The organism is Embleya sp. NPDC059213, from assembly GCF_042754445.1.
GTDB lineage: Bacteria > Actinomycetota > Actinomycetes > Streptomycetales > Streptomycetaceae > Embleya.
This window is the reverse complement of sequence record NZ_JBHZAV010000029.1, coordinates 1-14,375: the sequence shown is the minus strand read 5'-3', so window position 1 is coordinate 14,375 and position 14,375 is coordinate 1. Positions and strand designations below refer to the sequence as shown.

Here is a 14,375-nt window from a genome sequence, read left to right as displayed (position 1 = left end):
CCGGGTTTACGACCTCCGATCGCTCCTCACCTTCAGCGTGCGCCCGCTCGACCGGCGGACACAGGGCTGCCCGGTCCCGCCGGACCGGGACCTTCGGCCCGGTCCACCATCCCCACCGGCCCCGTGCCGGGGGCTGCGAGGGCTCGATCGTGGAGACGGGGCGAACCGCGTGATCGTGGGCCCTGGAGTCACAGGAGGCGAGCGTCATGAGGACGAGCGGCGAACCCGCCCCGGAAACCGCATCCACCCTCCCCGCAGAGGCGGCGGTTCGGGAGCGAAGCGTGGTCGACGTGATGAGCACGGCGTTGCTTACCGTCGCCGACGACGAATCCCTGTTGATGGCTTGGGAATTGATCCAGCGCACCGGATTCCACCATCTCCCCGTCGTGGACGAGGACGGCCGCTGCGTGGGTCTACTGAATCGCGGCGAACTCGCGGTCGCGTGTGCTCTTCCGGCGATCTCGCTCTCCGAGCGCTACGTGGGCGACCTGCTGCCCGGCGGTGTGCAACCGCAGGTGCCGATCTCCGCCCGGCTCGCCGAGGTGGCCGATGTGATGACCGAACACGCGGTGGACGCGGTCGCCGTCACGGACGACGACACCCTGGTGGGTCTGGTGACCGCCCGCGACCTCGTCACGGCCCTCGCCGGACGTACATCGCCGCACGGCCCCCGCGACCACGGCCCCGTGCTCTTCCGGTTGGAACCGGTGCTTCCCCCGTCGCGCCACACCTGATCGCCCTCCTCGACCCGCTGACACTCGCCACTTCCTCGCAACCGAGACCAGCAAGGCCATCCGAAGGAGTTCGACATGAAATCACTCGGCACCCGGTTCGACCGGGAATCGATGGGCGTGCCCCCCGGCAGGGCGTCGTGCCGGCCGACGAGGCCACGCACGAGCGCTCGGAAGGCCGGATCGTGGTGGGCCTGGACGGCTCCTACGGATCCGCGATCGCCCTGCGATGGGCCGCACGCGAGGCCGCCGAACTCGGCGTGGTCCTGGACGTGGTCGCGGCCTGGACGGACGCCGACCCGGATCGCCCGACCCTGGACCACCCGGACCCGCTGTCGGTGGCCCGCGAGCGGCTGGAGCACGCGCTGGCGAACCTGGTGCGGGTTCCGACCCCGCCGGAGCGGATCGTGGCCACGCCGCTGCACGGCACGGCCGGCGAGGTCCTGGTCGCTCGTGCGCGAGATGCCCGGTTGCTCCTGCTGGGCACCAGCGGCATCGAATGCCCCGCGATCCCCGGCCCCACCGGGTTGTACTGCCTGCGCCACAGCGCTGCCCCGGTGGTGTTCGTCCCAGCACCGGACGCCTGAGAGGACGTCAAGTCCCGTTCCTGATGATGTGGTGTCGCCCGTTCGTGGGTGATGGGACTGTTTCACACTCGCGTGATGTCGTGTGCATGGCGGGGGTCGCGGGCATGGAACGGATGCCGTACGCAACCGACTTGTCGGACCAGCAGTGGGCGTTGATCGAGCCGCCGGCCACCGCGTGGAAGCAGGAGCGGGTGGCGCGGTCGGCGACCGGCGACCCGGGCTCCTGCGACCTGCGCGAGGTTGTGAACGCGCTGCTCCACCATAACCGGACGGGCTGTCGGTGGCGGCTCCCGCCACACGACCTCCCGGCCTGGTCGGCGGTGTTCCATTACTTCACGCTGTGGCGCCCGGACGGCCTCGACCAGCGGATCCAGGAGATCCGGCGCTGCCGGGTGCGGGAGCGGTCCAGACGGTTGGAGGACCCGTCCCTGGTGATCATCGACACCCGGTCCGTCCGTGTGGCGGCCGGGGTGCCGAAGGAGACGACGGGCCTGGACGCGAACAAGAAGACACCCGGCAGGAAGCGGGGGCTCGCCGTCGACGTGCCGGGCCCGATCATCGGTGTCGTGATCCTCGCCGCGAGCGCGCACGACAACGAGGCCGGCATCGCCCTGCCGGACCAGGCGGCCGAACGATGCGGGATGCGTCTGGAAAAGGTCCTGGTCGACCGGGGATTCAAAGATGCCGTGATCGTCCACGGAGCGGTGAGGGACATCACCGTCGAGGTGGTCCGACGCAACCCCGACGACGCAGGCAAGGGCTTCGTCCCGCAACCGAAGCGGTGGGTGGTCGAGCAGGTCAACGGCACCCTCATGCCGCACCGGCGCCTCGCCCGCGACTACGACCACCGACCCGACAACGCGGCCTCCCGCGTCTACCGGGCCTCCACCGCCGGCATGCTCCGACGCCTCACCGCCCCTACCCCCACTTGGCGGGACGACGTGGATCTGGCAGCGTGAACGTCGCCGACCTCCTGCGGTCGCTGCAGACGGAACACGATGAGACCGCAGCACACGCCGACAACCTGCGCGAGCGGATCGAGCGGCTCACCGCCGCCCTCGCCGAGACCGAAGCCCGCCTGGACGAGTTTGCCGCCACCCGCAGGGTCATCGACGACCTCACCCCTCCCGACCACGCGACGGACCCTGCGGAGACCGCCACCGCCACCGCCTACCAGCACATCGTGACCACGTTCAACGAGCATCCCGGCCAGGTGTTCCGCGTCCGCGATCTGCACGAGCACCTCGGCCTACCCACCGACGAGCCCTCGATCAACGTCACCCGCTCCCGCCTGGGACGACTCGTCCGCCAAGGGCTCCTCGAACAACCCGGACGCGGCCGCTATCAGAAACGGACTTAACGCCCTCTCAAAACAGCCGGGACCGCCCACGACGTGCTGGGTCCCGGCGTCGAGGTGATGGGCTCGCGGCCGATCCTGTCACCGCCCAACCCCGCCCCCGACCGAGCGGCCTTGCTCCTGGACTTCGTCGGTGATCGAAACCCTCGACAACCCGGAGGTGCTGTCGCGGCCTCGCCTCGACGTCACGACCGTGACGATGAACGGTGTAACCCTGGGGACCGGGGCCACCGACGTTCCACGCGGGAACATCCTCCAGGCCCAAGTCCTCCATAGTCCGTCGATATCACGGCGGGACCGGCATCGAGAGCGAGCACTACGACGCCGAAGGGCGACGGTTGACCCTCGACGAGGTTGTCGACCACGCCGTGCTCTCGGACGGATTCCTGTACTGCGCCGACGAGCTCACCTATCGGGCTCGCGCCGGGAAAGTCGTCCGCTTCGCAGGCCATGGTCCTTGTCTGTCCAATTTCGCGCATCTGACGTCGTACGAACAGTTCCTGGCCGCCTTCGGCGAACCCGGCCGGGTGCACACGGACGAGACCTACGGCGAACTCGTGGGCTACGACACCTACTACCCGGGCGCGCAGAAGTACGTGCGATGGGATGCCTGGGATCACCGCGTGAGTCTGATCAGCCTGGGCGCCTTCGAGGAATCCATGGAGTCGTGACCGGATGCGAGGGCCCCGGCCCGTCCCGACGGCCCGTTCCCACCGGGTTCGGGACCGGCGCACCGATCGGCGACGGACGCGGATTCGCCGCCCTGCAGGACGCGGGGTTCGGTGTCGGGGTGCCAGTCCGTAATCTCGGTCGGGCCGGGGGGTTCGACGTCCAGGCCCTCGAGGAAGCCGTCGACGATCACGCGCATCTCGACGGCGTCGCCGGGGTTTCCGGGAGCGTCGGCGGCGCCGGCCAGGAGCGCGCCGAGGGTTTGCGGGAGGGTCGTGGCGGCGGGCGGCGGGCGGCGGGCGGCGGGCGGCGGTGCGACCCTAGACCAACCCCAGCCCAGGGAGCTGCAGCGCCAACCCCAGGATCAACACCGGCACCCCGATCACGAACCGCCGCCGCAGGCACGCGGCCGACGCTAACCCGACAAGCGTCACCACGAAACTGAGCCCGCAGATCCCGAGCATCCACCGAAAGTCACTTCGATACCGGGCCCGACACGCGGCGTCGTCACAGACCCCCGCCCCGTCCGCAACACCGTAGAGCGCCAACAGATCCACCCATCGCCATCACCGCAAACACCCCGAGCATCGCAACCCCGGCCGGCGCGGCCACAAACCCGTGCATCCCACCACGTGGCGTCGAAACCGTCTTCTCCATGCCGAGCACGCTACGAGCCCGCCCACTCCGGGGCGTCCGCACACATACCCAGCCGAGTACTCACATGACGCCGCCTGCCCGGCCGTCCGCAGCCGACCGGTCTCCGACGGGTACCCACTGGGTGTCGGAACTCGGCGGACGGCGTGGAGGAGATCCCGATCCGCAGGCCCTCGCCGCTGCCCGACACCGCCCGGACCGTCCCCGTCGCGAGCGGTGCACCGTGTCATGACGGTCCCGGGCGTTACAGTTCGCCGGCGTGAGATCACCCGAGGAGCTCGACACGATCGACTGGCCGTCGCTGTACCACGCCTACGGGGATGGCGATGACGTCCCGGACCGGATCCGGGCCCTGTACGCGGGCGATGAGGATCGCGCCGACAGGGCCCTGGGCGAGTTGTTCAACCGCGCGTTGCACCAGGGATCGGTGTATCCGGCGGCGGTGGCGGCCGTGCCGTTCCTGGCCCACGCCGCCGTGCACGCCGCCCATGGACGAGCGTCCGCGCTCGCGTTCCTCGCGGGCGCGGGGGGCTCGGGACCCGAGCCCGATCGCGGCGACCAGGAGGAGGGGCACGCGCGGGTCGGTGCCGAAGTCCCCGGCCTGCTGCACCTGCTCCGCGACGGCGACCCGCAGGTGCGCCGTCAGGCGGTACGGGTCGCCCGCCGCGCGAGCGCGGATACCGTGCCGGCGGCGACGCGCGAACTGGCCGCGACGTACGCGACGGACCCGGTTCCCGCCGTACGCGCGGAAGCCTTGATCGTCCTCACCCGGATCGACCCCGACCCACGGGCCCGCACACGGCGGCTCCGCGACGCGCTCACGGACCCGGTCGCCGCCGTCCGCGCGGTCGCCGCCCTCGCGCTGCTGGCACGGGAGGCCGCCCCCTACCCGGCGGACCTGGTCGCGGTCCTGGCCGACGCCGGAGGCGACCGCGAACTCGCCGTCAACCGGATCGAGTTCTTCCCCGGGATCGGCGACACCGACTCCCGCGTCGCCGCCGTCCTGGCCCACGACGCGGAGGCCACCGCCACGGTGGCCCGCGCCTGGATCGCGCAGGGCAACGTCGAAGGCCGCGGCTCACGCCGCGCCCACGAACTCTCCACCCATTGGCGCAACCGCGAGAACGACACCCTCGCCCTGCTCTCCGCCGCCCTCCCCCGCACGACGACGCCCTGGGACCTGTCCGAACTGCTCGTCGCCGTCATCCGCTGGGCCCCCGACACCCCCCACCCCGACACCACGCTCGGCGACAACCTCATCCCGCACGCGCTCGCCGACACCACCACGGCCGAACTCACCCAACTCGCCCTCGGCCTCCTCGGCGACGCGCGTCTGCTCACCGCCGTCCCCGACCCCGAGCCCAGGGCACTGGTCGCGCTCGCCACCCGCACCCACGACCCCGACCACCAACGACTCGCACTTCGCCACCCGAAGGCATGTCCCGATGAACTCCTCACCACCCTGACACCCCACGCCGCCCGCACCCTCCTGCGGGACCTCAAGGACCTGCTGCGCCGACGCCCCACCGTGACGCTCGTACGACGATTCGGTGACTGGGGCATCCGGGACACCGAACTGCTCGGCCTGCTCGCCCACACCGCCCGCGGCAACCCCGGTGAACTCGCCACCGCCGCGACGGTCGCCGCCGCCCGCCTCGGCGCCGACCCGGCACCGGCACTGGACGTGCTGGCGCGCCGCCTCGAGGACGACTGGCGATGCCTGGAGGAGGCAGGCCTCCTGGGCCCGACGGCCGCACCACTGCTCCCCCTGGTCGAGGGTTTCCTCGCCGACGACCACGCATGGACGCGGCTGTACGCCGCCGAAGCCCACTGGCGCATCACCGGCGACCGCTCCACAGCCGTGCCGATCCTGACCGATCTCGCCGAAGCCTTTCCCCTGCCCGCGCTCGAAACGCTCCTGGCGATCGGCCCTCCCCACCCCGCCCGTCTGCGGCCGCACCTCGAGCACTGGGCGACCACCGACCGTCGCGTCCTGCCCGACGACGACATCTTCGCGCCGCCCACCGAACTGCCCCCGGACACCCGACTGCGGTCAGCGGCGACACGGATGCTCGCGTGAACGGCACGACACCACACGGCGAGTCGAGGAGAAGTACACCCTTCGGGCCGTAAGCCCGGTCCGCGTCGGACCTGCGGGGCTCCTCGTGGAGCTGTATCCGAATCCATGGCACCGGCCCTGGGCATCACCGCGGCCGACTTGTTCGGGCAGGCCCCGACGGACACGTGCATCCGACATCCGCCACGCGGTCTCCCGCAGACACGTCGCCAAGAAGCGGAGGACGGCAACGAACCCCGGTGTGCAGCGCCGATGCAGGAACCGTCCTCCGACCGAACCCGTCAGGCAGTCGAAGTGCGCCGGCTGCGGCAGCACGAAGAAGTTGACCAACGTGCAGGCCTACGGCAAACGCGTCTGTGGTCCCTGCAACCACAAGACCCGGGCCGCTTCCCTGTCCTGCTGCGCGACCCGTCCGTCCGGAAGGGTCGCCAACTCGACGCAGTTTCCCTCGGCATTGCTGGCCGTGCTCTTCACCCACTCCACCCCGGAAAGGGAGTCGGCCGGCATCCCGATGACCGTGATCGTGCGGAGCGCGCGGTCGAGTTGTCGGTCGCCGTCACGGCCGAGGCGGTGCCGGTCGGTTGGTCCAAAGGGCGCGGGGATCGGTGCGGCGCCGGCGAAGGACGCGAACGCGGCCTCCGAACGGAACCTGCCGGCATGCGACCAACCGGCGAGGATCTGCGCGGCACTGATCGGTCCCACACCCAGGAGACGCGGCAGCTTCGCGGCCGTCGGGCATGCGGCCACGCCGTGTCGCGGAAGGTGCCCCCAGTGCGTCACGGCCCAGGGACGTGTCCGCGAGGGACGCCACGAACCTCGGAGCCCTCGACATCCGGCCGGAGAAGGGCGGAGTTCCCCGGCACGAGCGGGTCGGGGACGGTCGCAACGGTCCGTCGCGTCTCCGGAGCCGGCGGTGGGCCGGACTTCCATGTGCCTCCCCACGAGGTCCTCGAAGGCGTCGGCGGATCGGGCGTGGGACGACGTATCCGAAGCGTCGCCCCGTCCATCGGCTCTGGAACAGGCCCTTCACGGCCACATGATCGACACCATCCGCACCGGAGTCGCCGGCACCGCGCACCCTGACCACAGAGCCAGCAAGCACACGGAGCACGTGTACACGAGGTCGAACCGGCCTGAATTCCGTCCGGCCGGAATTCAGGCCATGGCTTGCGGTCCGGACACGAACCTGCGGGCGCTCCGCGACAACTCCTCGGCGAGAGGCGGCCGTTGATCGACGAGATACCCCGGCCGGTGACTCCCGTGTCCGGCCGGGACCGGGTGCTCCGGTGCCTCGCCGCCGTCACCCTGGGGGATTCCGCCCGCAAGGCACTCGCCGAGGCCGATCCACCCACCGCAACAACCGGCTTCGTCGCGTCCGCGTGCCGGGCGACCGCACACGTGCGCCCCGCGCTGATCCCGTGGTGCTCGCCCACGTGCGGGCCGGGCAGTGCTTCGAGATCGGCCCCCGACGCGCTCGTCCTGCACGACACGGCCGGCCGAACCGCGCCGCCCTGGGGGCACATCGCCGAGGTGACGCCGGCGTCCGGAGGTGCGTCCGCGCAAGGGGACACTCACCGGCCGCTCCATGTACTACGTCGAGGAGGGCATGTTCCGGGCCCGGGCCTCGATCCGTTCCCGGGAGCGACCGGCGGCGGGGCGCCGTACACGGTCCGCGGTCCCCAGGCGATCACCGACGAGATCGCGGCCCCGACCGAACGCGAGGCCACCGGTGCCGCCCCGGCCGCCCGTCCCGCGCACCGGCCCCACCCCGCCCCGTCCACCCGTACCACCGCCGTGACGACGACCCGTCGCCCCACCCCGGGTATCCGCATGCGTTCCGCCGCCACTCCCGATCGTGCCGCCGTGGTGGTGACGGCGCGCTTCCCGGGCAAGGGCATCGACACCGACTGCGGCTGCGGCTGCGGCTGCGGCTGCGGCTGCGGGTAGGAGCCCCACGACGCCGGATGAACAGGAGAACGGATTCCCCGTCGCTTCCCGCGCCGACACCCGGCATGATCTCCCCGGCGGACACGCCCAGTTCATCCATCGAGGGAGTCACGTCATGAACCGCGCCCGACGCACCGGCCGCATCGGTGCCGATGCCGTGACCGGACGCATGGTGGCCGCTCTGATCGCGGGAAGCGCGGTCCTGGTGACCGCCGCGTGCACACAGGTCGAGAATCGCCACCCCCACGCGGAGGCAACACGGGCGACCGGGACGACGAAGCCGACACCGGGCCCCGACCCGGTCGACCCCCCACCGTCCGGGGCGACGACTCCCGGCTCCCCGACGCCGGACACGAACGCTCCCGTGCCCGGCGAGCCGCCACCCGCATTGCCGGCCGTCGAGGACGCCCCGACGCCGGCCGGCGAAACCCGCGCCCCGGCGCAACCGGTACTCCCGCGCATACCCGCCAAACCCTCCATCGCCGAGACCAACACCGCCCTGGCGAAGGCCCGCACGCTGCGCGCACGCGGCCTCGACCCACGATCCGATCGCTACGTCAAGGCCGTCGACCACGGCTGCTTCGCCCACGAGTCACAACCCGGCTGCACGGACTACCTGGCGACCCGCGGACTCGGCAGGGCGTACGCCGCGGCGATCACCCGGGACGACCCGACCGACACCCGGCCGCGACCACCGATCCAGCCCGTACTGCCCCCCGGATGCGTCATCGCCGCAACCGTCGGCGACGCCCGGGCACCGAAGGGCTTCCTGCTCGCCTGCACCGACTACACCCCGGAGTGAGACGCGACGGTCCGACCCGCGGCCACCGACGCCGGGCGGGCGGACCGACGACCCGCCCGGAGACGAGATCGATCGCGGTTGCCCGGCGGCCCTGTCCGTTTGCCCCGCGCACGCCCCCGGCAAGGAGGGTGAAGTCCTTCTTGAACACGTGCCGAACCACGGCCGGTTCGCCGAGCCCTTCACCACAGGCACGCCCGTGACCTGCGGAATCGCGGAGCCTGATGTCGTCGAGCAGGATTCCGCCCGGGAACTCACCGGCCCAGAGCGATACGGACCTTGGGTCCGGTGCCGAAGAACGTCATCCCGTCGCAGACCGGGACCAAGTCGCGGGCGTCGCCGGGGATCTCGATCGGCAGGGTCGTCGACGCCGAGACGCCCTGTGTGAGGAGGGCCGTTCACGAGTTCCTGTGACCTGCACGTGGGGTTCGAATCTGTGAGCGATTTCCCGCGCTGCAAGTGATCGTTTCCCGTCGTCGCATGTAGGTTCGTACGCCGGTGGCAGGGTGGATCGCTGTCGTGCCCGGGAACGGAAGGGTGGTCGTATGGCCGGTGGGTCGGAGCGGGGGGCGCGTCGGGCGTTTCTCGAGTCCTTGGAGTTGGGCCAGGTTCGCAGGGGTGTGGTCTCCTCGATCGCCGGTTTCGGGGTCTTTGTGGACCTGGGTGGGTTCGATGGGATGGTGAGCGTCGCCAATCTGTCGTGGAACCACGTCGAGCACTTGTCCGATGTGGTCGAGGTGGGGGAAGAGGTCTGCGTCGTGGTGTTGGACGTCGACATGGACCGCGAACGGGTCTCGTTGTCGTTGCAGGACCTGCAGCCCGATCCGCTCGTCCCTTTCGCCCGCACACGGCTGGGCCACGACCTTGCCGGAGTTGTCACCAAGATCGTCCCATTCGGCGTCTTCGTCCGCGTCGAGGGCGGTATCGAGGGACTGCTGCCCAGGACGGAGGAAGAGCGGGTGACGCCCGATGCCCCCGAGCGTGTCTGGCGAGAAGGGGACGCCGTGGTCGTCACGGTCGCCGACATCAACTTCCGTCGTCGCCGGGTTCGGTTCAGCCTCGTAGAGCACCGGCCAGGGCGGTTGGAGGCATACCCGCCGCCCCTCGGATGAAGGGAAGGGCTCGGATTCCGGGGAGCCGGTGGTGTCCCTTGCTTTCCCATCCGGGTGGTCGGCATCGTCATCGAGCCCGGGTGGTCTTCTGACCGAGCCGAGGGTTTGTCCACGTTGGGTCGTCGTAACAGATTCGGCGATTGTCTGGCCCGGCAACTTGTCTGGGCAATTTGCTCCGGAACCGGGCCGAGGGCGAGTGATCGGAGCGTCTCGTCCGGAAGCTCGGGGGCCAACGAGCCTTGTTTGTTTGGCGTTTCCCAGTCTCGGGGCCCTTGCGATCTCTATGAGCTGATCCGAGTTTGGTGGAGTCCCGGAAGCCGGGTTATGGTGCCCGGCGTAAAGGGGCACCACAAGCTATGCCAGCATCACGTAAATACCCCGATGAGCTGCGGGAACGGGCGGTCCGCGAGGTTCGCACCTCCGGGCGGCCGGTCGCGCATATCGCTCGGGACCTGGGCATCCACAAGGAGGCCCTGCGGAACTGGGTCCGCCAAGCCGAGGCCGACGCCGGCGAGCGCGGCGACCGGATAACCACGGCGGAAAGCGAAGAACTCAAGCAACTGCGCAGGGAGAACGCGGAGTTGCGTCGGGCGAATGAGATCCTCAAGGCCGCGTCCGTGTCTTTTGCCCAGGAGATCGACCGTCCCCGGACGAGGCCGAGCAGGTGATCGGCCACCTGCGCGAGCGTGGCCTCGGGGTCGATCCCGTATGCCGGGTGCTGGACTTGTCGCCGTCGACGTACTTCGCCCGCCGGAAGCGCCCGAAGTCCGCCCGCCGACTGCGCGACGAACAGCTGATGCCGCTGATCGAGCAGGAGCACGCCGACTCCGGCGGCACCTACGGCGCGAGGCGGATTACCCGCGCCCTGCGCCGCAAAGGCCACATCGTGGCCCGATGCACCGTGGAACGCCTGATGGCCGAACTCGGCATCGAGGGCGTCATCCGCGGCCGCCGCCGCCGCACCACCGCCCCCGAGCCGGCCGCGCCGCGCCCGCCAGACCTGGTCGACCGCGTCTTCGCGGCCGACCGGCCCGACCGGTTGTGGGTCGCAGACCTGACGTATGTCCGGACCTGGTCGGGGTGGGCGTACGTCGCGTTCGTCCTGGACGTGCACTCCCGCATGATCGTCGGCTGCAGGCCGCCGAGCACATGCGCACCGAACTCCCGCCGAAGGCTTTGGAGATGGCGCTGTGGCGGCGCCGGATCAAGAAGGACTCCGGCCTGGTCCATCACAGCGACCGCGGGTCGCAATACGTATCGATTCGCTACACCGACCGGCTCGCCGACATCGGCGCGTCCGCGTCGGTGGGCTCGGTCGCGGACTCGTACGACAACGCCATGGCCGAGGCGCTCAACGGCACCTTCAAAGCAGAGCTCATCGAAATGCAGGGCCCATGGCGCGACTTCGCCCAGGTCGAACGCGCCGTGTCCGAGTGGGTGACCTGGTACAACGACGAGCGCCTGCACTCGGCGCTCGACTACGTGCCACCGGTCGAGTACGAACAGCAATATTGGGCGAGCCAGGAACAAGACACACAGACCGCCTGAACAACCACAAGCCGACTCTATAAAACCCGGGTCAGCTCACCCCACACTCACACCCGGTGATCCGGCGATGATCGAAATTGAGACATGCTCAGATCACGCTGTCCATTCCCTGGCGGTTCGTGGCTCCGATCAGCACTCTTATGCCAACCAACGGTGAAGATCCGTTGGGGTGCCGACACACCGTCCCTGGGGGAGCCCATGAAGAAACCCGGAATTCTTGCCGCCCTGACCCTGGCCCTCGTCGCCGTGCTGAGCCCCTTCTCGACCGCACAGGCAGCACAGACAGCACAGGCCCGCGCCGGCGGGGAATGTACTACCACCTGGTGGCTGATAGGTGGCCCAGCGGACGCCACGTTCCTGTGTGACACCGATTATCCGAAGATAACTTGGCCGGACGGACGGGACGAGTACGTTCTCATCGGTTCCGACCACCAGGTTTGGCACAGCTACCAATACAGCGCGGGCGGGGCATGGTCCACCTGGGCCACCCTTGGCGACAGCAACAACATCCAGAACGGCGTCTGGACGTGGTGGGCGGGCTCGACCCCCATCGTGCAGGTACTCGGTGGTGACAACCAGTACTGGTGCAACGTCTACAGCGGCGGCTGGAGCAACTGGCACGTCTGCACCTGATCGACCCGCCCGTACGCGAAAGCCCCGCCCCGAGCGGGGCTTTCGCGTGCCCCGAGGCCACGAACCACCCGCCGACGAACCGGCCCCGGGGAACCGCGTCCCTTCCGAATCAGGGGCTTTTCTGCGACCGGACGTCACCGGTGGCGCGCGCGGTTGTCAGCGGCCCCGCGTGGGCTTCTGCGAGCCTGGGACGGCTTCCCGGGTATCCGATACCCGCCGGGGCATCTCGGGCGCCCGTACGGGCCCCTGGGGTCATGGCGCGGGTGGTGCTGGTGATCACGGTGTCGAGCGCGATGGCCGTGTCGCGCAGGATGGCGAGGGTGGCCGCCGGGTCCGCGTCGGGATCGAGCGCGATGGCCGCGAGGTGATCGAGGATCCGGGATGCGTGGCCGGCCACCGTGAGCGGCAGCGGCGACGCCACCTCCGCCGACGTCACCGGGGCCGGCTCGTACGCGTCCAACGCGGGCCCGAGCAACGGCTCGGGCCCTCGGCCGGTCCAACGTCCTACGGGTCGGCGCGCCGCGGGGCTGGCGGAGCGCACCACCGCCCGGTCCTCGGCCGCGGTCGGCGGAAGCAGCGGCAGCAGCACCTCGCGCGGGTGCCACCGAGCCTCGACACCCCACTCGTACCGGCACCGGTGGCACCGCCACAGGCCGGCGGCCTCCTGGTCGACATCGGTGGACCAGCACTGCCCGCACCGCACCGGCACGGCGGGTGCCCGCCGGCGTAGACGCCGGGGCGCGTGTTCCTCGGGCGGGCACCCGACGGTGCCGCCGTGGCCGTGAAGATGGTGCACCCGCACCTGCTGGTCGGCGATCAGAGGGAGTTCCGGCGCAGGTTCGTGCGAGAGGTCGCGGCCGCGCGGAAGGTGGGCTCGGCGTTCACCGCCGCGGTCGTAGCCGCCGATCCTCACGCTCAAGTTCCTTGGTTGGCCACGGAGTTCGTGCCGGGGATTCCCCTGAGCGCGGCGGTGGAGCGGTTCGGGCCGCTGCCCGAGACGTCACTGCGCGAGCTGGCCGCGGGCCTGTTCACCGCGCTGGCCGGGATCCACGCGGCCGGCCTGGTTCACCGGGACGTGAAGCCGTCGAACATCGTGCTGGGCGTCGACGGCCCCAGGGTCGTCGACTTCGGGATCGCGCTCCCGGCCGGCGCGACCGGCCTGACCGGGACCGGCCACACCGTGGGCACACTCGGGTTCATGTCCCCCGAACAGTTCGAACGCTCCGACGTCGGGCCCGAGAGCGACGTGTTCTCCGCCGCCGCCGTCCTGGCCTGGGCGGCCACCGGCCGTTCCCCGTTCCCCGTTCCCCGTTCCCCGTTCCCCGGCGACACCCTGCCCGTGCTGTTCGCGAACCTGACCACGCGCGCCCCCGATCTGAACGGACTCCCCGCCCCGCTCGCGCCCCTGATCGAGGCGGCCCTCTCCAAGAGCCCCGCGACACGCCCCACCGCCCGGGACGCCCGCACCATGGTCCCCGCCCCGCCCACCCACGTCGGCCCGGACCACGGATGGTTGCCACCCACGCCATCCTCCTCGCCGCCTCGGCCGTACTCCGCACCCCCGCGCCCCCGCTCGCGTCCGACGGCGACACCGCCACCGCGACGCCACCCGTGGGGGCGGCGCCGAAGCACCCGGCACCACTCGCCGCCCAACCGCCACGGAAGGCACCGGCCACGCCGGAACCGGCACACGGCGAGCCGGAGGCGCCGGAAGGCAGGACCTCCCCCGACGACGCACGGCGCGTGTGGGCGGCACGGAACAAGGGGCCGTCCGGCGCCGGCTGCGTCGTCTCGGGCGCAGGTTCGTCGACTTCGCCGCGAGCGTGGGCCGTCACCTGGGCTATGGCGGACGCGGTATGCGCAAGCTCCTGACGGCCGCCGGGAACCGGGCCGCGGTCGGGTTCCGCAGTCGGCGGGATCGACTCGACGGAGCGCAGTGTCGTTCCCGGGTCCACTCCCGCACGCCGTTGCAGTGTTCGGCGACCTTGAACGGGCCGCCACCGGGATTCACGCGGTTGATGTCTTCTCTGGGGGTTCGAGTTGTTGCCCTGGCGCATGTATTCCAGGTTTGATGCAGCTCGGCTCTGGTCTGCATGAAGGTAGCCGGTGCAACAGGTGTGGTGCCATCGCCGAATCGGGTGAGACTCCGGAGCCGGGCGCGCGATGGACTTCGTGATTCGTGAACGTCGGAGTGGTGGGGGCGGTCGTCGCCCGACTCGTGAGCGGGAGGTATGTCTCCTGCTCACGAGTTGGGACTACGG

13 protein-coding genes and 1 pseudogene are annotated in these 14,375 nt (G+C 70.7%); 12 read left to right on the top strand and 2 right to left on the bottom strand.

All coding sequences use genetic code 11. From position 1 onward, the window contains the following. Positions 1 to 206: 206 nt before the first annotated feature. The 6 genes from ACFXMF_RS13970 to ACFXMF_RS13945 all read left to right on the top strand — a co-directional run bounded on the left by ACFXMF_RS13970 (position 207) and on the right by ACFXMF_RS13945 (position 6,078). Positions 207 to 734: an HPP family protein gene (locus ACFXMF_RS13970; protein WP_379988343.1), complete on the top strand. Its 528-nt coding sequence runs from the start codon at positions 207 to 209 to the stop codon at positions 732 to 734. A gap of 137 nt (positions 735 to 871) precedes the next feature. After that, on the top strand, positions 872 to 1,318 hold the full coding sequence (locus tag ACFXMF_RS13965) for a universal stress protein (protein WP_379988344.1): 447 nt from the start codon (positions 872 to 874) through the stop codon (positions 1,316 to 1,318). Positions 1,319 to 1,422: 104 nt separating this feature from the next. After that, a complete protein-coding gene (locus ACFXMF_RS13960; protein ID WP_379988345.1) occupies positions 1,423 to 2,277 on the top strand; it encodes an IS5 family transposase in 855 nt (284 codons plus the stop codon). Beyond that, positions 2,274 to 2,678: a type IV toxin-antitoxin system AbiEi family antitoxin domain-containing protein gene (locus tag ACFXMF_RS13955; protein WP_379988346.1), complete on the top strand. Its 405-nt coding sequence runs from the start codon at positions 2,274 to 2,276 to the stop codon at positions 2,676 to 2,678. Before ACFXMF_RS13960 ends, ACFXMF_RS13955 begins: the two co-directional genes overlap by 4 nt. Before the next feature lie 335 nt (positions 2,679 to 3,013). After that, entirely contained in the window at positions 3,014 to 3,346 is a 333-nt protein-coding gene (locus ACFXMF_RS13950; RefSeq protein ID WP_379988347.1) for a hypothetical protein, read from the top strand. A 911-nt stretch (positions 3,347 to 4,257) separates the two neighbouring features. Continuing rightward, entirely contained in the window at positions 4,258 to 6,078 is a 1,821-nt protein-coding gene (locus ACFXMF_RS13945; protein ID WP_379988348.1) for a HEAT repeat domain-containing protein, read from the top strand. 336 nt (positions 6,079 to 6,414) lie between these two features. On the opposite strand, the gene ACFXMF_RS13940 is transcribed toward ACFXMF_RS13945, so the two are convergent. Then, positions 6,415 to 6,822, bottom strand: coding sequence for a DUF397 domain-containing protein (locus ACFXMF_RS13940; protein WP_379988349.1), 408 nt, complete (start codon positions 6,820 to 6,822; stop codon positions 6,415 to 6,417). A gap of 504 nt (positions 6,823 to 7,326) precedes the next feature. Here ACFXMF_RS13940 and ACFXMF_RS13935 point away from each other — a divergent pair. From ACFXMF_RS13935 to ACFXMF_RS13915, 5 genes and pseudogenes are all read left to right on the top strand, one after another. Next, a complete protein-coding gene (locus tag ACFXMF_RS13935) occupies positions 7,327 to 8,022 on the top strand; it encodes a hypothetical protein (protein WP_379988350.1) in 696 nt (231 codons plus the stop codon). A 115-nt stretch (positions 8,023 to 8,137) separates the two neighbouring features. Beyond that, entirely contained in the window at positions 8,138 to 8,824 is a 687-nt protein-coding gene (locus ACFXMF_RS13930; protein WP_379988351.1) for a hypothetical protein, read from the top strand. A gap of 542 nt (positions 8,825 to 9,366) precedes the next feature. Continuing rightward, positions 9,367 to 9,933, top strand: a complete 567-nt coding sequence (locus ACFXMF_RS13925; protein ID WP_379988352.1) for a S1 RNA-binding domain-containing protein — start codon at positions 9,367 to 9,369, stop codon at positions 9,931 to 9,933. 356 nt (positions 9,934 to 10,289) lie between these two features. After that, positions 10,290 to 11,481, top strand: a pseudogene (locus ACFXMF_RS13920) (IS3 family transposase). Positions 11,482 to 11,679: 198 nt separating this feature from the next. After that, on the top strand, positions 11,680 to 12,114 hold the full coding sequence (locus ACFXMF_RS13915) for a hypothetical protein (protein ID WP_379988354.1): 435 nt from the start codon (positions 11,680 to 11,682) through the stop codon (positions 12,112 to 12,114). Positions 12,115 to 12,223: 109 nt separating this feature from the next. On the opposite strand, the gene ACFXMF_RS13910 is transcribed toward ACFXMF_RS13915, so the two are convergent. Then, on the bottom strand, positions 12,224 to 12,550 hold the full coding sequence (locus tag ACFXMF_RS13910) for a hypothetical protein (RefSeq protein WP_360320164.1): 327 nt from the start codon (positions 12,548 to 12,550) through the stop codon (positions 12,224 to 12,226). Between the two features lie 351 nt (positions 12,551 to 12,901). Here ACFXMF_RS13910 and ACFXMF_RS13905 point away from each other — a divergent pair, with 351 nt between their 5' ends. Then, positions 12,902 to 14,290: a protein kinase gene (locus ACFXMF_RS13905; protein ID WP_379992629.1), complete on the top strand. Its 1,389-nt coding sequence runs from the start codon at positions 12,902 to 12,904 to the stop codon at positions 14,288 to 14,290. Positions 14,291 to 14,375: the final 85 nt, after the last annotated feature.